This window comes from Kitasatospora sp. NPDC088742 (assembly GCF_055584905.1).
The window spans coordinates 85,909-106,125 of the sequence record NZ_JBVJLD010000027.1; the positions used below are offsets into that span (position 1 = coordinate 85,909).

Here is a 20,217-nt window from a genome sequence, read left to right on the forward strand (position 1 = left end):
AGGCCGCCGCGGTGTCCACGCAGCTCTTGCTGGCCGGCCCGGTGACGGTGAACTCGAGCATCGTCGGGGAAGCGGCGGCCACCTTCCGACGGGCCACCAGGCCCGCCACGTCGGTGGTGCCGAGCTCCTTCGCGGCGGCCGTCGACACGTCCGAACCGGCGGCGTACGAGAGCACCTGGTCGGCCCGGACCGCCTCGCCGGCCCCGGCCACCGGGGTGATGGCGACCTTGCACTGCCATTTCCCGTTGTCGACGGTGTCGCCCGTCGGGGTCAGCAGCAGCCCGATGATCAAGGCGGCCACGGTACAGCCGACCAGCAGTCGCCAGTAACGTCGCAGTACGGTGAAGTGGTTGGCCGGTTCCACCGGTTGGATCCCCTCGCGTTCGTGGTGCATGCGCCGCGCCGGCCGGCCCGGGTCGGGTCCGGGCCGGCTCCGCACGGTCTGCTGGCCGCTCGCCTGGTGGCGTGCAGCGGCGCGGGCCCCCACCCCCCAGCGTGGACCCGTCTCCCCGGGCACGATGCTTGCGGCACCTGACGTGCGGCGCAAGCACTTTCGCCAATCTGATGCGCGATCTCGTCCGGGGACCGAGAATCGCCCGTTGCTCAGCCCTTGCCGAGCGATCTCTCGTAGAACTCGACCATCTGCCCGGACACCTGAGTGAGCGTGAACTTCGTCAGGAACCGGGCCCGGGCCGCCTTCACCCGCAGCTGCGCCGCCGAACGGTCCTCCAGCGTCTCCACCAGCGCCCCCGCCAGCGCGGCCGGCCGCTCCGGCGGGACCAGCAGCGCGTAGTCCTCGGACCCCACCGTCTCGCGCAGCGCCGCCACGTCCGCGCAGACCAGCGGGACCCCGACGCCCATCGCCTCCATCGCCGCGCTGCCCAGCCCCTCCCAGCGGGACGGCACCGCGAACGCGTCCACCGCCGCCATCAGGTCGAAGACGTCCGAGCGCGGCCCCAGGAAGCGCACGTTGCCCGCCGCCTCGGCCAGCTCCCGCAGCCGCGGGGTCTCCGACCCCGCGCTGCCCGCCAGCAGCAGCACCGCCTCCGGCTGCCGGGCCCGGACGGCGGGCCAGGCCTCCAACAGCACGTCAAGACCCTTCTGGTACTGCTGCCGTGCGGCCGCCAGCACCACCGGGGTGTGGTCCGAGAGCTCCAGCCCGGCCCGCACCGCGTCCCGCCGCTCCTGGGTCACCGCGCCCAGCAGCTCGGTGTCCCGCCCGCGCGGCACCACGTCGATCCGCTCCGGGTTCACCTTCAGCCGACGGGCCATCACCTCGGCCACGTGCCTGGTCAGCGCGTGGAACCGGCGGGTGCCCTGGGCGGTCGCGGCGTCCACCGCCTGGGCGGCCCGCACCTTCCACGGGCTCAGGCCGCGGGCGTGCAGGTGCTCCGGCCCGTAGGAGGAGTTCACCAGGCTGGAGACCACCGGCGTCCGGGTGGACAGCGCCGCGGCCCGGCCGAGCACGTCCGACTCGTAGAGCGTGGTGTGCACCAGCTCGGGGCGGCGTTCGCGCAGCAGGCGGCGCAGCGCGGCGAACTCGCCGGCCCGGCCCGAGGCGTGCACCCCGAACACCCTCGCCCCCGCCTCGGTCAGCTCCGGCTGGAACCCACCCGGCGACGGCCGCAGGTACGCCACGTCCAGGGTCACCCCGGCCCGCACCAGTTGCGGTGCCATCGCGACCAGGCCCTGCTCGGCTCCGCCGATCCGGCTCAAGCTGTCGATCACATAGAGCACATGCACAGTGGCCCCCCACCCAAACACTGACAGGCGGTCAGCATCCCAGCCCAGGGGCACTCACCGCCACCGAATCCCCATACTGTGAACAGCCTGGGAACCGGAGCGTCCGCAGGCGCAGGGCGGTCACGCCCGGGGCGCGGGGTGCGGGCCGGTGTGACCGTTCACCATTTCTTCGCGAAACGCACGTGCGAGGCCTGCGGCATGTGCCAGGTTGGGCGCCATGGCTGAGCCGAGGGTGTTGCATCTGGTCACTGACCCGCGGGGCCGGGGGGCCCAGAACCTGGCGCGGGACCTGCACGCGGAGTTGCTGCGCAGGGGGGTGCCGTCCACGCTGCGTTCGCTGCAGCCGCACGTCGACGCCCCCGCGCCGTACGACGCCCCGCCGTTGGGCCCGTCCCGCTACCACCCGAGCACGCTGCGGGCGTTGCGCGAGGCGGCCCGCACCAGCGACGTGGTGATCGCGCACGGCTCCAGCACGCTACAGGCCTGCGCCGTGGGCCTGTTCGGCGCCGCGACCCCGTTCGTGTACGTCAACATCGGCGACCCCCGGCACTGGACCGCGAGCCCGGCCCGCCGCCTGCGGGTGGGGGCGTTCCTGCACCGGGCCGCCGCCGTCTCGGCGATCTCGGACGGCGCCCGCGACATCCTGCTGGAGCGCTTCCGGCTGCCCGCGCAGCGGGTCCGCACCATCCCCAACGGCCGCGCCGCAGGCCGCTACCGCCCGGCCGCCGACCAGGCCGAGCGAGCGGCCGCCCGCAAGGAGCTCGGCCTGCCGGCCGAGGGCCCGCTGGTGGCCTGGATCGGCGCGCTGGCCCCGGAGAAGCGGTTGGACGTGGCGCTCGCCGCCCTCGACCGCCTGCCCGACGTCCACCTCGCCGTCGCGGGTGACGGCCCGCTCAAGGGCACCTACCGGCCGCACCCCCGGGCCCACCTGCTCGGCCGCCTGACCGACCCGGCCCCGCTCTACCGGGCCGCCGACGCACTGCTGCTGAGCAGCGACAGCGAGGGCGTCCCCGGCGTGCTGATCGAGGCGGCGCTGGCCGGACTCCCGGTCGCCGCCACCGACGTGGGCTGGGTCGGCGACGTGGTCCTCGACGGCACCACCGGCGCACTGGCCCGCCCGGGGGACCCGGCGGCACTGGCCGAGGCGCTCGGCCGGGTGCTCGGCGGCGACCGCGCCGCGCTCGGCGCGGCGGCCCGCGACCACGCCCTGGCGCGCTTCGACCTGGCCGTGGTGACCGACGCCTGGCAGCAGCTCGTCCACCAGGTGGCCCGGCGGCGCTGACGGACCCTCGGAATCACTTGGTCAAAACCCCGGTCAAGACCGTCGTCGTACCCCTGTCCCGCGGTGCGGCCCGCGCGCATACTGACCCGACGGTTCCGCCACCTCGGCGGCCGCAGACGGGGGGCGTCATGGCAGTCCTGGCGATCCTGGTGGGCCTGGGCCTGGTGGCCCTGCTCGGCAGCGTCCGGGTGGTCCAGCAGTACGAGCGCGGCGTGGTGTTCCGGCTCGGCCGGGTCTCGGGGGAGCCCCGGAAGCCGGGGCCGACCCTGCTGATCCCGCTGATCGACCGGATCCGCAAGGTCAACATGCAGATCATCACCATGCCGGTGCCGGCCCAGGAGGGCATCACCCGGGACAACGTCTCGGTCCGGGTGGACGCGGTGGTCTACTTCCGGGTGGTCGACCCCGTCCGGGCGACGGTGGACGTGCAGAACTACGCCTTCGCGATGTCCCAGGTGGCGCAGACCTCGCTGCGTTCGGTCATCGGCAAGAGCGAGCTGGACGACCTGCTCTCCGGCCGGGAGGGCCTCCACCGTGGCCTGGAGCTCATGCTGGAGAGCCCGGCCGTCGGCTGGGGCGTGCACATCGACCGGGTGGAGATCAAGGACGTCGCGCTGCCCGACTCGATGAAGCGCTCGATGGCCCGTCAGGCCGAGGCCGACCGGGAGCGCCGGGCCCGGATCATCACCGCCGACGGCGAGTTCCAGGCGGCGGCCAAGCTGGCCGAGGCGGCCCGGACGATGGACGAGACCCCGTCGGCGATGCAGCTGCGCCTGCTCCAGACGGTGGTCGAGGTGGCGGCCGAGCAGAACTCCACCCTGGTGCTGCCCTTCCCGGTCGAGCTGCTGCGGTTCTTCGAGCAGGCCGCCGCCCGCCCGGAGCCCAGGGACTGACGGACCGTCACCGCCCGTCGCGTCACCGGTTGGGCCGTCCGGGCGAAGAATCCGCCCGGACGGCCCGTCGGCTCGCCCGGCCCGGCGGGGCCTGGAAGCATCGGCGGACGTGAAGCAGCTGATCCGCACCGCCGTCCTGGCCACCGTCGCCGCCGGACTGCTCGCCCCCGCCACGGCCGGTCAGGCCACCGCCGCCCCCGAGGTTCCGCACGAGGGAGGGTACGTCGGCCGGGTCGACAACCCGGGCCCGATCCGCGCGGTCAAGCAGGAGGCGGTCGAGTTCTTCTGGTACGACTGCTACCACTCGCGCCAGCTCGAACTCCCGCTGGAGCGCTGGGCGCAGAAGCACGACTCGGCCGTGAAGCTGCGCCGGGTGCCGGCCGTCTGGGCCGGGTCGCCCGAGGAGACCGCCCAGAAGGGCCACGCGCGGCTGTTCTACACCCTGGAGAAGCTCGGCCAGGTGGACCGCCTCCAGGTCGCCGCCTTCAAGGCGGTCAACGAGCAGGAGCAGGACGTCACCACCGAGGACACCGCCGCCGCCTGGGCCGGGACGGTCGGCCTGGACACCGCGGCGTTCCGGGCCGCCTACCGCTCCGCCGAGGTGGCCAAGCTGACCGAGGAGGCCTCGGGCCTGATGGCCAAGTACAAGGTCGACGAGCTCCCCACCGTCTTCGTCAACGGCGACCGGGTCAAGCCCAGCCTGAACGGCGGTGTCGAGGGCATGCCCGACGCCCTGGACCAGCTGGTCGACTGACCGGAAGCAGTCGCCATGGAGCCGGGACGGTCACCGTCCCGGCTCTTCTTCACGGATCCGCCCCCTGGCTCGCACACTCTGTGCCAGAGTGTGCGCTGCGGCCGAACCGGACCGGGGAACTCCCCTGGCGGCGGCCGGTATCACTCGGCACCGGAGAAGGCGGGGTTCCGTGGGGGGACAACGCGCGCAGGTCCTCGATCAGCGCGACAACCAGACTGAGGCCCGGCGGCCGGGGGCCGAGGGTCCCCCGCCAGAGTTGGTCTTCAAGCGGCGGCTCCGACCGGCCCAGGTGGCCCGGGAGCTGCTGGGGGCACGCGAGTTGGTGCGCGCCCTGGCCGAGCGCGACCTGCGCGCCCGGTACAAGCAGGCGGTGCTCGGCTTCGCCTGGGCGGTGCTCACGCCGCTGGCGCTGTGCGCCATCTTCACGCTGGTCTTCCAGCGGGCGGTCAAGATCGACACCGGCGGGGTGGCCTACCCGCTGTTCGCCTACGTCGGCCTGATCGTCTGGCAGTTCTTCAGCAACACCATGAACCAGGGCGCGCTGAGCCTGGCCAACAACCTCAGCCTGCTGAACAAGGTCTACTGCCCGCGCGAGGTCTTCCCGCTGGCCACCATGCTGGTCGCCAGCGTCGACATGCTGATCGGCATCGGCGTGCTCGGCCTGCTCTTCCTGATCTTCTGGACGGCGCCGGCCGCCACCTTCTTCTGGGTGTTCCCGCTGCTGCTGATCCAGGTGGCCTTCACCTACGGCGTGGCGCTGGTGCTCTCGGTGGCCGTGGTCTACCTGCGCGACGTCCGGCACCTGCTGCCGATCATCACGCAGATGGGCGTCTTCGCGACCCCGGTCGCGTACCCGCTCTCGCAGATCCCGCAGAAGCTCCAGGAGGTCTACGTGGCCTTCAACCCGCTGGGCGCGGTGATCGAGGGCTACCGCCGGGCGCTGCTGCACGGCCAGGCCCCCGACCTCACCCTGACCGGGATCGCGGCCGTCAGTTCGCTGGTGGTGCTGTGCGGCGGCTACCTGGTGTTCAAGAAGCTGGAGACGGGGATCGCCGATGTCGCGTGAGCTGACGAGCAAGGACCTCCCGCTGGGCACCATCCGCACCGAGCACGTGTGGAAGCGGTTCAAGGCGGACCAGCAGCGGATGCTGCTGCGCGACAAGGTCGAGCAGGTCACCCGGAAGCTGCGCGGCGGCCGGGGCGAGGACTGGCGCTGGGCCCTGCGGGACATCAACATGCACATCGAGCCGGGCGAGGCGGTCGGCCTGATCGGCTCCAACGGCTCCGGCAAGTCCACCCTGCTGAAGATGCTGACCAGGGTCATGTACCCGTACGGCGGGGTGATCGACGTGCGCGGCCGGATCGGCGCGCTGATCGAGATCCGGGCCGGCATCCACCCGGACCTGACGGGCCGGGAGAACATCTACCTGTTCGGCGCGTTGCTCGGTCTGAAGCGCCGTGAGGTCGCCGGACGCTTCGACGACATCGTCGAGTTCGCCCGGCTCGGCGGGGCGATCGACCGTCAGGTGAAGTACTACTCCTCCGGCATGCAGATGCGCCTGGGCTTCGCGGTGGCCGCGTACCTGGAGCCGCACGTGCTGCTGGTGGACGAGGTGCTGGCGGTCGGCGACGCGGTCTTCCAGCAGCGCTGCCTGGACCGGATGCGCGAGGTGGCCGAGCAGGGCACCACCATCGTCTTCGTCTCGCACGACCTCCCCGCGGTGGAGTCGATCTGCCGCCGGGGCATCTGGCTGGAGCAGGGCACCGTCCGGGTGGACGCCGGGATCAAGGACGCGCTGGCCGGCTACCGGGACTCCATCGAGGCCCAGTCCGAGTCCACCGCCCGGGTCGGCGAGCCGCTCCAGCTGCTCAAGCACTCGATGGTCGGCGAGGGCCGGGAGAACCTCACCACCGACGAGCCGATGACCGTCGAGCTCACCCTCGGCGGCGAGTACCGCGGCGACGCCACCCTGCACCTCGGCGTCAGCGAGGGCACCTCCAGCCCGATCTTCCAGATCAGCCACGAGATCCGGCTGAACGGCGAGGACCACCAGGTCGCCTGCGTGATCCCCAACCTGCCCCTCCCGCGCGGGAGGTACACCCTGTGGGCGGGCGTGTACAGCATCGGCAAGACCGACGGCGGAACGCTCATGAGCTGGCACTCCGTGGGCCAGTTCGACGTCTTCGGACCGATGCTCGACACCCCGCCGCGCGCCGTGGTGCTGGCCGCGCCGGTCTTCGTTCCGCACCGTTGGGAGGAGTGATCCGGTGGCACGACTCCGGGTCCTGGTCCACCTCAACAACCTGGCGCTGGGTGGCGCCCAGTTGAACGCCGTGGACATCGCCCGCACCTTGCGCGACCGCGGGCACCACCCGGTGCTGTTCGCCCAGGGCATCGACGGCCCCGCACCACTCGTCGACCTGGCCGCCTCGTACGACCTCGAACTGGTCGTCGCGGGCGGCCCCGACACCCCGAACCGGGCGGTCCGGCAGCGGCTCACCCGGGTCGCCGAGGAGCACGGCAGCCAGCTGGTCCACGCCTGGGAGGTGCGGGCCTCCCGCAACTCCTTCTTCGGCCCCGGCCGCCTCGGCCGGATCCCGGTGGTCACCACCTTCTACGGCATCCGGATGCTGCGCGGCCTGCCCAGGCACCAGCCCCTGGTGCTCGGCCTCGGCGCGATGATGGGCGAGGGGCGGGCCTTCGGCCACCGCGACGTGCGGCTGATCGAACCCCCCGTCAACACCCTCACCGACGCACCCGGCGCGGTGGACGGCGAGGAGTTCCGCAAGGAACACGGCATCGCCGACGACGAGTTGCTGCTCGCCATCGTCACCCGGATGGTGCCCGACCTGGAGAAGGACGAGGGCGCGGTGCTCACCGCCCGCGCCGTGCGCGAGCTGGCCGACCCCCGGGTCCGGCTGATCGTGGTCGGCGCCGGCCCCAGCCTGGACCGGATGCGCGCGGTGGCCGCCGAGGTCAACGGCGACCTGGGTCGTCAGGCGGTGCTCGTCCCCGGGCAGTTGGCCGACCCCAGACCGGCCTACGAGGCCGCCGACGTGGTCCTCGGCATGGGCGGCTCCGCCCTGCGCGGCCTCGCCTTCGGCAAGCCCGTGGTGGTGCACGGAGCGGACGGCTACACCGCCCTGCACGAGCCCGGACCGCTGGTCGAGCCGCACGCCTCCCGCTGCATGTACGGCTTCGGCGACGGCACCCGCCGCCCCGAGGTGCTCGCCGCCCAGCTGAGACCGCTGCTGGACGACCCCGCGCTCCGCGCCTCGCTCGGGAGTTGGGGCCGGGAGTGGGTGGTCGGCCGGTTCTCCCTGGACAGCATCACCACCGCCTTCGAGCAGCTCTACGGCGAGGTCGTGGCGGCCCCGCCCGGGCCGTCCAGCTGGTTCCGCGACCTGGAGCAGATGACCAGGTTCGAGTACAGCAAGCCCACGGCGCTGCGGATGCTCGGCCGCTGACCGCAATTCGCTGGACGCGGGCCCTTCCGTCCGACTGGGATGGGCCCATGGCCCCACGCATGCACACGGACGAGTTCGACACCGACCCCGGCCTGGTACTGAAGCTGATCGACGATCAGTTCCCGCACTGGGCCGGACTCGCGGTCACCCCCGTCCGCTCCGCCGGCACCGACAACGCGATGTACCGCCTGGGCGAGGAGCTGGTGGTCCGGCTTCCCCGCATCCCGGGTGCCGTCCCCGACGTGGCCAAGGAGCAGCACTGGCTCCCGCTGCTGGCCCCGCACCTCCCGCTCACGGTCCCCGCCCCGGTGGGCGCCGGCGCCCCCGGCCCGGACTTCCCGTACCCCTGGTCCGTCCAGGCCTGGCTCCCCGGCGCCAACCTCTTCGACCACCCCGTCACCGACCTCGCCGCCCTCGCCCAGGACCTGGCCGCGTTCGTCGTGGCCCTGCGCTCCGTCCCCCTCCCGGGCGGCCCCGCCGGCTACCGGGCCGGCCCGCTGGGCTCGCGCGACCGGGAGGTCCGCGCCGCCGTCCGCTCGCTGGACGGCCTGATCGACCCGGCCCCCGCCCTCGCCGTCTGGGAGGAAGCCCTCGCCGCCCCCGCCTGGTCCGGCCCCCCGGTCTGGACCCACGGCGACCTGCTCCCCGGCAACCTGCTGACCCGTCAGGGCCGTCTCACCGCCGTCATCGACTTCGGCTGCAGCGGCGTCGGCGACCCCGCCTGCGACCTCCTCCCCGCCTGGACCCTCCTCGACGCGGCCACCCGCCCCCTCTTCCGCACCGCCGCCACCCCCGACGACGCCACCTGGCTCCGCGCCCACGGCTGGTCCCTCGCGTTCGCCCTCCCCGCCTGGGCCGAGTACCGCACCACCAACCCCACCCTGGCCGCCATCGCCCAACGCACCGTCACCGAGGCGATCAGCCCGGGGGCGTGAGGGACACCGGGGGCGCGAGGAACTGCGCCAATCGGAAGGCGGCCCAGTATGAGGTCGGGGCAGGCGAGCCAGTTGCACGTGCTGCCGTTCCCCTGCGCGCCCCGCGGCGGAGCCGCAGATCGACAGAGCCCCGCGCCCCCGGGTTACCGCAGTGCGAGCGTGACGAAGCCGAGGGTGCCCCGGTAGCCGTTGAGCCAGGCGTCGCGGTGCTCGGTGGCGGTGGCCAGGGCCTCGGCGGCGTCCGGGTGTTCCGGGTGGCCGAGGGCCCACTCCGTCAGGGAGCCGGTCCAGGACCACTCGTAGGCGTCCCACTCGGCCAGGGAGGAGACGTGGCCGTCGACCGGCGCCCAGCCGGCCTCCGTCACCTGGGCGAGCACCCCCGCGAGATCGGTGTAGTCCTCGGGGACGGCGCCCAACCCGGCCAACGCGGCGGCGTCGGGCTCCCGTTCCCAGAAGCAGTCCCCGACCACCGCGATCCCGCCCGGCGCCACCAGCCCCCGCACCGCCTCCAGCGTCGGCGCCCATCCGCCGAAGGCGTGCGTGGCCCCCACGCTCAGCACCACGTCGAACGGCTCCTTCGCCGCGAACTCCCGGGCGTCCTGGTGGTGCAGCCCGATCCGCCGTGAGACCCCGAGGGCCTCGGCCCGCTCCCGGGCCCGGCCGAGCGCGGCGTCGTCCAGGTCGACCCCGACCGCCCGCAGGCCCGGCTCGGCGGCCAGGGCCCGCAGCAGCCACGTGCCCTCCCCGCACCCGAGGTCCAGCAGCCGCCCCGAGGCCCTGCCCCGCAGGGCCCGGTCGAGCAGCCGCCGCACCGACTCGTCGGAGAGCGGGGCGGCGATCGGGTGGTCGGAGTGCGTGATGCGGAAGCGCAGTTGACGGTCCATGGGATCAGTCTGTCCGCGCCTGTTCGTCCGCCGCCAGGGGTTTGCCGTAGGTGCGGCCCTTCCACGCCGCGCCGCGCCCGCGCCAGTGCTGCACCGCCGAGTCCACCGTCATCAGCAGGTACAGCAGCGCCGTGAACGGCAGCAGCACCGCCGCCCACACCGGCTGCCCGTAGTACCGCACCATCGGCAGGTACGTCCCCGCCATCAACGCCCAGGCCAGCCCGCCGCACAGCCTGGCGGCCCCGTCCCCGGCCAGCAGGGCCACCGGCGGCACCAGGTACACCAGCGAAAGCCCCGCCACCGTCCCGGCCAACAGCCAGACGGAGTGCCGCAGTTGGGCGTACGCGCTGCGCGACACCATCCGCCAGAGCGGCCCCAGCCCGGGGTACGGCCGGACGCTGTCCACCGCCTCGGCCAGCCCCAGCCAGGTCCTCCCGCCGCCCCGCTTCACGGCCCGCGCCAGCGAGACGTCGTCGATCACCGCCCCCCGGATCGCCGCGATGCCGCCGGCCCGCTCCAGCGCCTCCCGCCGCACCAGCGAACAGCCGCCCGCCGCCGCCGCGGTCCGGGCGCCGGGCCGGTTGCTCCAGCGGAAGGGGTACAGCTGCGCGAAGAAGTACACGAAGGCCGGCACCACCAGCCGCTCCCACCCGGTGGCCACCCTCAGCCGGGCCATCTGCGAGACCAGGTCCAGGCCGTGCCCCTCGGCGGCGGCGACCAGGGCGGCCAGCGAGCCCGGCCCGTGCGCGATGTCCGCGTCGGTGAGCAGCAGGTACTCGGCCTCTCCGGCCTGCTCGACGCCGTGCCGCAGGGCCCAGAGCTTGCCCGTCCAGCCGGGCGGCAGCGGGGGAGGGGTGGTGACGGTCAGCGGCAGGCCGCCCGCCGCGCCCAGCCGCCGGGCCAGTTCGCCCGTGCCGTCCGTGCTGTGATCGTCGATCAGCACCACCCGGGCCGGCCCCGGGTACCGCTGGGCCAGCACGCCCGGCAGCGAGGCGGGCAGCACCTCGGCCTCGTCCCGGGCCGGGACCAGCACCACCACCGAGGGCCAGCGCCGCGGTTCTACCAGCGATGGCTCCACCCCAGGCGGCAGCCGCTGGTCGGTCCGCCAGAAGAACCCCTGACCGACCGTCAGCCACACCCATGCGGCCAGGGACACCACCGAGAGCCACAGCAGTACCGTCACCCTCGGCAGTCTGCCACCGGGGCAGGGTTCAGGAGCGGACCGCCACCGGATCGGTCTCGCCCGCGGCGAGCCCGGGGATGCCGTCGATGCTGGCGCGGTTGTGCTTGGCGCGGTAGTCCCGCATCTCCTGGACGTCCTGCCGCAGGGCCCAGCGGTCCAGCGTGCTGCGGTCCTCCTCCAGGGACATCCGGGGGACGCCCCAGCCGCAGGAGTCGGAGATCCGGTCGCAGTCGACGACGATGACCGACCGCACCCCGGGGTGCGGCCCGAACCGGGCGAGCAGGTCCGGGAATTCGGCGTCGTGCGGGGTGACCACCCGGCCCGTGCCGTAGAGCCGGACGATCAGCGCCCGCCGGCCGAAGCTGCAGAACATCAGGGTGATCCGGCGGTTCTCCCGCAGGTGGGCGACGGTCTCGATGCCGCTGCCGTCCAGGTCGAGGTAGGCCACGGTGCGGTCGTCGATCACCGTGAACGTGTCGCCGTAGCCCTTGGGGGAGACGTTCACGCGGCCGCCCTCGGCGGGGGCGGTGGCCACGAAGTACATCGGCTGCTTCTCGATGAACGTACGCAGGTCGGAATTCAGCTGTTCGTACACTCTGCCCATGGTGAGTCCGTCCTCGAAGCGGCCGGATGGCCAAGACCCGGAATGGCTGGGGATAAAGGGGTGCCATTCCATGGAGGGAAGAGGAAGGCGCAGCGCGCACGACTCGGCACCGCCCCCCGCGGTCGGCCGGGTCAGCCTGCCAGCCGGTCCGCCGGTGCGGCAAGGGATGCCGGTGAGTGTTCGAATGATGAGATGTCAGTTCGCCTCGGCGCCGGGCCCGTTGGCTGCTCGGCCGGGGCCCGTGGGCTTGAGTTGGTCTAGACAAGCCTCCGGACGGCTTGCTAGCTTGCTCGACGGAAGCTGATCAACCAACGGGGGCTGCTCGGCGATTTCCGTGAACTCGACCGTCCGCTGACTGAGACGCGGTCCTTTCGGTCGAACCGTGCACCTGTCGCGCCGTGAGCAGCCTCATAAAGGCCGTTGTGGCGCGCTTCCGGAAGTCTCCTGACACCGACCCGCGATTCTCTCCCACATTTCTCCACACTTCCCGCGCGCTCCGCCCGGGAGGGGATTCGTCGTGTCCATCCGAGGTGTTCGATGACGATTTCACCCGTTACCCACCTACGTACCGAAACGGTGCGTTTCCAGGGCCTGCGTTCGGGGGCCCAGCCCCTCACCTGGGGGCAGCACGCCATCTGGAAGTCCATCAAGTGGCTCGGGAAGGACGACCACTACTTCAACATCCCCCGGGCCCTGCCGGTCCCGGAGGGCCGTACCACCGGGCAGCTGGTGGCGCTGGTGGGCGAGCTCGTCCGACGGCACGAGGCGCTGCGCACCACCTTCGCCGAGGAGCCGGCCGGCCCGGGCCAGCGGGTCCTCGGCGAGGGCGAGGTGCGGGTGGAGGTGCTCTCCGCCGAGGAGGGCCCCACGCATGCCCAAGCCCTGGCCCACGCCCAGCAGTTGGCCGACGTCTCGTTCGACCACGCCACCGAGTTCGGCATGCGCTACGCGGTGCTGGAGCGGGCCGGACGGCCCGTCTGGCTGCTGCTGGTGGTGTCCCACCAGGCCACCGACTTCTTCGGGATCCGCGTCCTGGAGCGGGAGTTCGCCGAACTCGCCGGCGGCGGAGAGCTCGCGCCGGTGGACTGGTTCCCGCTCGACCAGGCCCGCTTCCAGCAGGAGGGCGAGGGGGTGGCCCGGGGCCTCGCCTCGCTGGACCACTGGCGGCGCACGCTCACCAGGGTGCCGCGCTCGCACTTCGACCTGCCGGGGCGGCCCGGGGCCGGGGAGCAGGAGGACCCGGAGCGGTTCGTCCGGCTGCGGCTGGACTCCCCGGCCGCCGCCGTGGCGGCCGAGGCCCTCGCCACCCGGTGCGAGGTGAGCACCGGAACCGTCCTGCTGACGGCCGCGGCGGCGGTGATCGCGGCCCACTCCGGCCACGACACCGCGGTGCTCCAGCTGATCGCGGGCAACCGGAACGAGCCCCGGCTGCGGGGCATGCTGGGCGCCCAGACCGAGAACGCGCTCTTCGTCCTCGGGCTGGCCGGCGGCACCTTCGAGGAGGCCGTCCGCCGCTGCTTCCTGCCCAGCATGTCGGCCTACCGCTACGGCGAGTACCACCCGCCGTCGATGGACCGGGTGCACGCCGAGGTGCAGCACGGCAGAGGGGTCGCGCTCGACCTCTCCTCCTTCTTCAACGACGTCCGGATGAAGGACCGTTGGGAGTCCCTGCCGGAGACCGACGGCTCCCCGGAGCAGCTCCGTGAGCTGGCCGGGCGCAGCACCGTCGAGTTCATCGGGGCCTGGCCGCGGCAGGACGCGAAGTACTTCGTCCACGCGACCTACGCGCCGGACACCCTGCACCTGTACCTGATGGCCGACACCGCCTACCTGCCCCGGCCGGTCATCGAGCGGCTGCTGCTCGCCATGGAGCACCTGCTGGTGGAGAGCGTGCACGGCGCGGTCCCGGTGCGGGAGGCCGCGGAGCCGGCCGTCCGGCCCGCCGGCTGGTCGTTCCTGGACGCCTGCTGGTTCGACCGGGACGCGGTGGCCGAGCTGGTGGGCCGGGCCGCCGGGGGCAAGGCCACCGTCACCGTCACCGAGGACGGCCCGGACGGGCCCCGGCTGCTGGCCGAGGTCGAGACCGACGCCCCCGGCGCCGACCCGGCCGCCCTGCACGAGGCGGTGGTGGCCGCCCTGGCCGGCCGCACCGACGTGATCGCCCCGCACCACTACCGCATCCGCACCACCGGCGGCGAGCCGCGCGCCGAGGGCAGCGGGCGCTAGTGCCGTGCCCGGCACTAGCCACCTGCCCCTGAGGACGACGCCGCCCCGGCCGTCCCCACCACCGAGAAGAGGAACCCGCGCATGTCGTCCGCCCTGCTTTGGGACCGCGAGGTCGAGTCCGCGGTCGAGCGGCTCACCGAAGCCGCCGAGAACGAGTACTACAACCCCTACAAGACCTTCGCGTGGCCCGAGGCGATCGAGCCCGGCGCCAAGTGGATGAGCGACGAGCTGCTCAGCGTCCACGGAACCGGCCTGGCCGAGGAGTTGACGCCGGACCAGCTCCGCGAGCTCGGGCGCTGGGAGAGCGTCAACTTCTACAGCCTGAACGTGCACGGCATCCGGGAGCTGATCCTGGAGGTGGTCAACCGGATCCACCAGCCGGGCTTCGAGGTGCCGACCAAGTTCTTCCACCACTTCGTGGGGGAGGAGAACGAGCACATGTGGTTCTTCGCCGAGTTCTGCCTGCGGTACGGCGGCCGGATCTTCCCCGACCTCACCATGGCCTTCCCGCGCGGGGCCGAACTGTCGGCGGACTTCGAGAACTTCATCGTGTTCAGCCGCATCCTGATCTTCGAGCAGATCGTCGACCACTTCAACGCGAAGATGGCCGCCGACGAGTCGCTGCCGGAGACGATCCGGGCGATCAACCGGATCCACCACCAGGACGAGTCCCGGCACATCGCCTTCGGCTGCCAGCTGGTCCGGGTCTTCCACGACCGGCTGGTGGCCAACGGCGACGCCGGGGAGCTGGCGGCCGCGGCCGAGTACGTCCAGGGGTACATCAACCTGACGCTCCAGCAGCTCTACAGCGTGGAGGCGTACCGCTCGGCCGGCATCGCCGACCCGCTCGGCTTCCGGGCCCGGGTGCTGGCCCGCCCCTCCCGGGCCGAGGCGCACCAGCGGATCGCCGGCCGCACCACCAGCTTCTACCGCCGGATCGGCGTCCTCGCCTGAATCCGTGGGCCCGACCAGCGCGCCCCCACGCTCCCCGACCCGTCGTCAGGAGACCCGCACACCATGACCACCGCACCCACCGCTCCCACCACCGCACCCCACACCCCCACGCTGCGCGACCCCGGCCCGGGCCTGGTCGTGCTGGAGCCGGGCCGGGCCCGGCTCTTCCAGGAGCTCGACCGGCTCTTCACCACCGTCGCCGACCGGCTGTCCGGGCAGCCGGTGCTCGGCCCGCCCCTGCTGCCGGCCGCCTCGCTCGCCCGGCTGGACTACTTCCGCAACTTCCCGCACCTGGGCATCGCGGCCGCCCGCTTCGACGAGGCGGCGGTGGCCGCGCTGTCGGCCGGTGCCGAGGTGGGCGGGCTGCCCGCCGACGCCACCCCCGCCACCGGCTACATGCTGCCCTCCGCCACCTGCTACGGCCTGCTGCTCTCGCTGGAGGGAGCGGAGGTCGGCGAGGGGATCCGGCTGACGGCGGTCGGCCGGTGCTTCCGCAACGAGACCCACTACGAGGGCCTGCGCCGGCTCTGGGGCTTCCACATGCGCGAGGTGCTCTACGTCGGCACCCAGCAGGGAGCCCGTGAACACCTGGACCGTTCCGAGGAGTTGATCCGGGCGCTGGCCGGGAAGCTCGGCCTGGAGCTCGGTTTCGAGCCGGCCAACGACCCCTTCTTCGACAAGGACGGATCGCGGGCCCGGCTGACCAGGCTCGACCCGGTGAAGTACGAGTTCACCGCACCGGACGGCACCGCCATCGCCTCGGTCAACCGGCACCGCAACTTCTTCGGCGAGCGCCTCGCGCTGACCTCCGACGGCGCGACCGCCCACAGCGCCTGCACCGCCTTCGGGGTGGAGCGCTGGGTGCACGCCATGCTGCTGGCCCACGGCGACGCCGAGCGGGCGCTGGAGCGGGTGCTCGCGGCCGGCCGGGAGGAGTGACCCCGCCCGCGCCCGTGAAGCCCCGCAGGACCTGACCCCACGTCACCGACCCACCCACGGAGGTACCCCCATGCAGCGCATCGTCGAGTGGATCCAGCAGAAGAACCCCGAGCTGGACCAGGAGCTGCTGCCGGACACCGACCTGATCGAGGCCCGCCTGATCAGCTCCCTCGACTTCCTGGAGTTCATCTACCTGCTGGAGCAGGTCTCCGGCCGCCCGGTCGACCTCGACCGGGTGACGGTGGACGACTTCCGGACCCTCGCCCTGATCGAGCGCGGCTTCGCCCCGGCCCGAGCCGTCTGAGAGGGACCCGAGTTGACCACCCCCGCACCCGGCGGCCCGCTCGGCCGCCGGGCCCACCGCTGGCTGCCGGTGCTCCGGCTGCTGCCCCGTGCCGGACTGCCGACCGTCACGTTCACCGCCCTGTTCAACGTCGCGCTCGGCCTGCTCCCGCTGGGCTTCGTCTACGGCACCAGCCTCGCGCTGGACCGGCTGCCGGCGGCGCTGCGCTCCAGCACGGGCTGGGGCCCGGTCGCCACCGCCTTCGCCCTGGCGCTCGGCGCGTTCGTGCTCCAGCAGGTGCTGGCCCCGTTCCAGAAGGTGCTCGGCGAGCTGATCGCCCGCCGGGTGGACGGCTACTGCGTCCGCCGGCTGATGGCCCGTTCGGTGGCCGGAGCTCCGCTGGCCGCGCTGGAGGAGCAGCGGACGCTGAACCTGCTCAGTGACACCCGCACCGCCTTCGACCGGGTCACCTCCACCCCCGGCGACGCGGTGGCGGGCACCCTGTCGCTGCTCGCCCGGTACGCCCAACTCGCCGGTGCGGTGGCCCTGGTGGGCGCGGTGCTCGGCCCGCTCGCCGGAGTGCTGGCCGGGCTGACCGCCCTGGTCATCCGGTTCGGCCAGCGCGGTTCGCTGGGCCGCTTCGCCGGGCTGTGGAAGGGGCTGGCGGACGGCCGCCGCGAGCTGGCCTACCTCCGGACGGCCGGCTCCGGAGCGGCGCTGGCCAAGGAGATCCGGGTGCTCGGCCTGATCGGCTGGTTCGTCCGGCGGCACGAGACCGAGAGCCGGGCCTACCTGGACACCCTCTGGGAGGGACGGCGGCGCATCCTGTTCCGGCCGTTCGTGCTCTTCACCCTGGCCGGACTCGCGGGCGGGGCGGGGGTCTTCCTCATCCTGGCCGGGGCCGCCGCCGACGGGCGGCTGAGCCTGCTCGGGCTGGCCCTCGCGCTCCAGGCGGTGCTGATCCCGATGCGCTTCGGGGTGTACTTCCCGGAGAGCGACACCCAGACCCAGTTCGGCGTCCAGGCGTACCACTCGATGCTCGAGTTCGAGCAGCTGGTGGCCGGTCCGGACGAGGACCGGGGCGGCGACGGGGACGGCGCCCCGGCCGGTTCGGGTCCGACCGGCACGGTCCGCTTCGAGCAGGTCGACTTCCACTACGGCGAGGCCGGGCGCCCCGTGCTGCGGGGGCTGGAGCTGGAGCTGCCGGCCGGTACCTCCACCGCTGTGGTGGGCTTCAACGGCGCGGGCAAGACGACCCTGGTCAAGCTGCTCACGGGGCTCTACACCCCGGTCGGCGGCCGGATCACGGTCGGCGGCGCCGAGCTGACCACACGTCAGCAGGCCGCCTGGCAGCGCCGGATCGCGGCGATCTTCCAGGACTACGTCCGCTACGAGCTCACCGCGCGCGACAACATCGTGCTCGGCGCACCGGGCCGGCTGCACGGGGCCGAGTCGGCCGCCGCGGTCGAGCGCGCGGTCGACCGGGCCGGGGCCCGGGAGGTGGTGCGGTCACTGCCGCAGGGCCTGGACACCGTGCTCAGCGCCCAGTACGAGGGCGGCCGCGACCTCTCCGGAGGTCAGTGGCAGCGGCTGGCGCTGACCCGGGCGCTGTACGCGGTGGAGGCCGGGGCCGAGCTGCTGGTGCTGGACGAGCCCACCGCGCAGCTCGACGTCCGGGCCGAGGTGGACTTCTTCGACCGCTTCCTGACCACCACGGCCGGGCTGACCAGCGTGATCATCTCGCACCGCTTCTCCACCGTCCGGCGGGCCGACCGGATCGTGGTCCTGGAGGACGGCCGGGTGGCCGAACAGGGCAGCCACGACGAACTGGTGGCGGCCGGGGGCCGGTACGCCGAGCTCTTCCGGCTGCAGGCCCGCCGCTTCGAGGACGGCACGGGCGAGAACGGCACGGGCGAGGACGGCACCGCAGAGACCGAGGACGTGCGGGCCGGGGACGGCCCCCTGCTGGAGGTGAACGGATGAAGGGCATCGGCGGCACCGCCGCCCTGCTGCTCGGGATGGCGCTGCGCGCCGGCCGGGGACGGCTGTTCGGTTCGATGGCGCTGCTGCTGGCCGGCTACCTGGCGACCCCCGCGGTCGCGCTGGTGCTGCGCGGATTCACCGACGCCGCGCTCGGCCACCACTCCGGCACCGCCGCCCGGCTCGCGCTGGCGGCGATCGTCCTGCTGCTCGCCGAGCTGATGCTCGGTCACTTCGCCCACCTGCTCTACTTCGAGCTCGGAGAGCAGCAGGAGGCCGTGCTCCAGGCCGAGCTGCTGGAGGTGTCCAACGGGACCCAGGGCCTGGAGACCTTCGACAGCCCGGAGTTCGCCGACACGCTGGTGCTGGTGCGGGAGGACCTGCCGCGCACCCGGGCCGCCCTGGAGGCCCTGCTCCAACTCGGCGGCCTGGCCGTGCAGACCGTGGTCACCACGGTCATCCTGGCCACCCTCGACCCGTGGATGCTGCTGCTCCCGCTGGCCGCCGTCGCCCCCGTGCTGCTCGGCCGCCGGGCCCAGGACCGGGTGGAGACGGCCAAGGAGCGGGCCGCCCCGAAGATCCGGCTGACCAGGCACCTGCTCACCCTCGGCACCACCGCCGCGACGGTCAAGGAGCTGCGCCTGTGCGGCACCGAGGAGGAGCTGCTGGCCCGGCACCGGGCCGGCTGGCAGGCCACCAGCGCGGAGCTCCAGCGCGGTCACCTGCGGGGCGCCCTGCTGCGCGCCGCAGGGCAGTTGGTCTTCGCGGTGGTCTACGGCGGCGCCGTGCTGCTGGTGCTGCGGCAGGCGGCCGACGGCCGGGCCGGGGCCGGTGACGTGGTGCTGGTGATCACCCTGGCGGTGCAGGTCAGCGTCCAGGTGGCCAGCGCCCTCGGGCTGCTGACGGTCCTTCAGGGCGCCGGCCGGATGGCCGGCCGGATGGCGGAGCTGCGCCGCCGGGCCACCGCGATGGTCCGCCCCGGCGGCGGGTCGGCGGTGCCCGGCCGGCTGGAGCGGGGCATCCGCTTCGAGTCGGTGGGCTTCGGCTACCCGGGCAGCGACCGCCCGGTGCTGGACGGGCTCGACCTGCTGCTCCCGCCCGGCTCCACCGTCGCGCTGGTCGGCGAGAACGGGGCGGGCAAGAGCACCCTGGTCAAGCTGCTCTGCGGGCTCTACCAGCCCACCAGCGGCCGGATCCTGGTGGACGGGGTGGACCTGCGGGACCTCTCGGCCGAGCAGTGGTCGGCCCGGGTCGCGCCGCTGTTCCAGGACTTCGCCCGGCTGGAGCTGCTGCTCCGGGAGAACGTCGGGGTCGGCGCGCTGGCGGCGCTCGACGACGACTCCGTGCTCACCGCGGCGCTGGCCCGGGCCCGGGCCGAGAAGATCGTCGGCCAGGTGCCGGGAGGGCTGGACGGGCTGCTCGGCCGCAGCTACGGCGACGGCGCCGAGCTCTCCGGCGGGCAGTGGCAGACCCTCGGCCTGGCCCGCTGCCTGGTCCGGCCGGAGCCGCTGCTGATGCTGCTCGACGAGCCGGCCGCCGCGCTGGACGCCGCCGCCGAGGCCGCGCTGTTCGAGCGCTTCGGCGACTCGGCGGGACGGGCGGCCCGCGAGCGGGGAGCCGTCACGCTCTTCGTCTCGCACCGCTTCTCCACCGTCCGCTCGGCCGACCTGATCGTGGTGCTGGAGCACGGCCGGGTGTTGGAGTCCGGCAGCCACGCCGAGCTGATGGCCGGCCGGGGCACCTACCACGAGCTGTTCGAACTGCAGGCCCGCGCGTACCGCTGACACCCACTCATCTCATCCACGGAGGATCGACCGACCATGACCCGCGACGAGTTCTACACCGAGTTCACCACCCTGCTCCAGGAGGTCAAGCCCTTCGAGGGCCCCGAGCCGGAGCCCACCAGCCGGCTCTGGGAGGAGGGGTACGTCGACTCGCTGGCGCTGCTCGACATCGTCAGCTACCTGGAGGACCTGGCCGGCCACGAGATCGACCTCTCCGGCGACGCGATCACCAACTTCTACACCATGCGGGCGATGTACGACGGCTACCTGGCCGCGGCCGGCTGACGGCGGCACGGAGGAGAGAA

19 protein-coding genes are annotated in these 20,217 nt (G+C 73.4%); 14 read left to right on the plus strand and 5 right to left on the minus strand.

The window, feature by feature from the left end:
- The coding region (locus ACZ6ZR_RS21680; protein ID WP_465644607.1) for a hypothetical protein at positions 1 to 364 on the minus strand (364 nt) is incomplete at its 3' end.
- A 239-nt stretch (positions 365 to 603) separates the two neighbouring features.
- The gene (locus ACZ6ZR_RS21685) at positions 604 to 1,728 is read right to left on the minus strand and encodes a glycosyltransferase family 4 protein (RefSeq protein ID WP_465644609.1); all 1,125 of its coding nucleotides are present in this window, start codon (positions 1,726 to 1,728) and stop codon (positions 604 to 606) included.
- Between the two features lie 232 nt (positions 1,729 to 1,960).
- Here ACZ6ZR_RS21685 and ACZ6ZR_RS21690 point away from each other — a divergent pair, with 232 nt between their 5' ends.
- The 7 genes from ACZ6ZR_RS21690 (at position 1,961) to ACZ6ZR_RS21720 (ending at position 9,075) form a co-directional block, all read left to right on the plus strand.
- Positions 1,961 to 3,025, plus strand: coding sequence for a glycosyltransferase family 4 protein (locus tag ACZ6ZR_RS21690; RefSeq protein WP_465644611.1), 1,065 nt, complete (start codon positions 1,961 to 1,963; stop codon positions 3,023 to 3,025).
- 128 nt (positions 3,026 to 3,153) lie between these two features.
- The gene (locus ACZ6ZR_RS21695; protein ID WP_465644613.1) at positions 3,154 to 3,918 is read left to right on the plus strand and encodes a slipin family protein; all 765 of its coding nucleotides are present in this window, start codon (positions 3,154 to 3,156) and stop codon (positions 3,916 to 3,918) included.
- Between the two features lie 109 nt (positions 3,919 to 4,027).
- A complete protein-coding gene (locus ACZ6ZR_RS21700) occupies positions 4,028 to 4,672 on the plus strand; it encodes a thiol:disulfide interchange protein DsbA/DsbL (RefSeq protein WP_465644615.1) in 645 nt (214 codons plus the stop codon).
- 169 nt (positions 4,673 to 4,841) lie between these two features.
- Positions 4,842 to 5,738: an ABC transporter permease gene (locus tag ACZ6ZR_RS21705; protein ID WP_465644617.1), complete on the plus strand. Its 897-nt coding sequence runs from the start codon at positions 4,842 to 4,844 to the stop codon at positions 5,736 to 5,738.
- The gene (locus ACZ6ZR_RS21710; protein ID WP_465644619.1) at positions 5,728 to 6,936 is read left to right on the plus strand and encodes an ABC transporter ATP-binding protein; all 1,209 of its coding nucleotides are present in this window, start codon (positions 5,728 to 5,730) and stop codon (positions 6,934 to 6,936) included. Before ACZ6ZR_RS21705 ends, ACZ6ZR_RS21710 begins: the two co-directional genes overlap by 11 nt.
- 4 nt (positions 6,937 to 6,940) lie before the next feature.
- Positions 6,941 to 8,140: a glycosyltransferase family 4 protein gene (locus tag ACZ6ZR_RS21715; RefSeq protein ID WP_465644621.1), complete on the plus strand. Its 1,200-nt coding sequence runs from the start codon at positions 6,941 to 6,943 to the stop codon at positions 8,138 to 8,140.
- A 59-nt stretch (positions 8,141 to 8,199) separates the two neighbouring features.
- A complete protein-coding gene (locus ACZ6ZR_RS21720; protein ID WP_465644623.1) occupies positions 8,200 to 9,075 on the plus strand; it encodes an aminoglycoside phosphotransferase family protein in 876 nt (291 codons plus the stop codon).
- Positions 9,076 to 9,218: 143 nt separating this feature from the next.
- On the opposite strand, the gene ACZ6ZR_RS21725 is transcribed toward ACZ6ZR_RS21720, so the two are convergent.
- Genes ACZ6ZR_RS21725 through ACZ6ZR_RS21735 form a run of 3 tightly spaced genes read right to left on the minus strand, consistent with a single transcriptional unit; the run spans position 9,219 to position 11,746 of the window.
- Entirely contained in the window at positions 9,219 to 9,959 is a 741-nt protein-coding gene (locus ACZ6ZR_RS21725) for an SAM-dependent methyltransferase (protein WP_465644625.1), read from the minus strand.
- A 4-nt stretch (positions 9,960 to 9,963) separates the two neighbouring features.
- Positions 9,964 to 11,142 carry a glycosyltransferase gene (locus ACZ6ZR_RS21730; protein WP_465644627.1) on the minus strand — a complete coding sequence of 393 codons (1,179 nt, stop codon included), beginning with the start codon at positions 11,140 to 11,142 and terminating at the stop codon, positions 9,964 to 9,966.
- Between the two features lie 28 nt (positions 11,143 to 11,170).
- Positions 11,171 to 11,746 (minus strand): pyridoxamine 5'-phosphate oxidase family protein, encoded by a 576-nt coding sequence (locus tag ACZ6ZR_RS21735; RefSeq protein WP_465644629.1) that lies wholly within the window; start codon positions 11,744 to 11,746, stop codon positions 11,171 to 11,173.
- Between the two features lie 576 nt (positions 11,747 to 12,322).
- On the opposite strand from ACZ6ZR_RS21735, the gene ACZ6ZR_RS21740 reads away from it, so the two are divergent.
- The 7 genes from ACZ6ZR_RS21740 (at position 12,323) to ACZ6ZR_RS21770 (ending at position 20,197) form a co-directional block, all read left to right on the plus strand.
- The gene (locus ACZ6ZR_RS21740) at positions 12,323 to 13,972 is read left to right on the plus strand and encodes a condensation domain-containing protein (RefSeq protein ID WP_465644631.1); all 1,650 of its coding nucleotides are present in this window, start codon (positions 12,323 to 12,325) and stop codon (positions 13,970 to 13,972) included.
- Positions 13,973 to 14,053: 81 nt separating this feature from the next.
- Positions 14,054 to 14,926 (plus strand): diiron oxygenase, encoded by an 873-nt coding sequence (locus ACZ6ZR_RS21745; RefSeq protein ID WP_465644633.1) that lies wholly within the window; start codon positions 14,054 to 14,056, stop codon positions 14,924 to 14,926.
- Between the two features lie 63 nt (positions 14,927 to 14,989).
- The gene (locus ACZ6ZR_RS21750; protein ID WP_465644635.1) at positions 14,990 to 15,865 is read left to right on the plus strand and encodes a class-II aminoacyl-tRNA synthetase family protein; all 876 of its coding nucleotides are present in this window, start codon (positions 14,990 to 14,992) and stop codon (positions 15,863 to 15,865) included.
- A 70-nt stretch (positions 15,866 to 15,935) separates the two neighbouring features.
- On the plus strand, positions 15,936 to 16,169 hold the full coding sequence (locus tag ACZ6ZR_RS21755; protein ID WP_465644637.1) for an acyl carrier protein: 234 nt from the start codon (positions 15,936 to 15,938) through the stop codon (positions 16,167 to 16,169).
- Between the two features lie 12 nt (positions 16,170 to 16,181).
- Positions 16,182 to 18,131: an ABC transporter ATP-binding protein gene (locus ACZ6ZR_RS21760; RefSeq protein ID WP_465644639.1), complete on the plus strand. Its 1,950-nt coding sequence runs from the start codon at positions 16,182 to 16,184 to the stop codon at positions 18,129 to 18,131.
- On the plus strand, positions 18,128 to 19,912 hold the full coding sequence (locus ACZ6ZR_RS21765) for an ATP-binding cassette domain-containing protein (RefSeq protein WP_465644641.1): 1,785 nt from the start codon (positions 18,128 to 18,130) through the stop codon (positions 19,910 to 19,912). Before ACZ6ZR_RS21760 ends, ACZ6ZR_RS21765 begins: the two co-directional genes overlap by 4 nt.
- A gap of 36 nt (positions 19,913 to 19,948) precedes the next feature.
- Positions 19,949 to 20,197, plus strand: a complete 249-nt coding sequence (locus ACZ6ZR_RS21770) for a hypothetical protein (RefSeq protein ID WP_465644643.1) — start codon at positions 19,949 to 19,951, stop codon at positions 20,195 to 20,197.
- Positions 20,198 to 20,217: the final 20 nt, after the last annotated feature.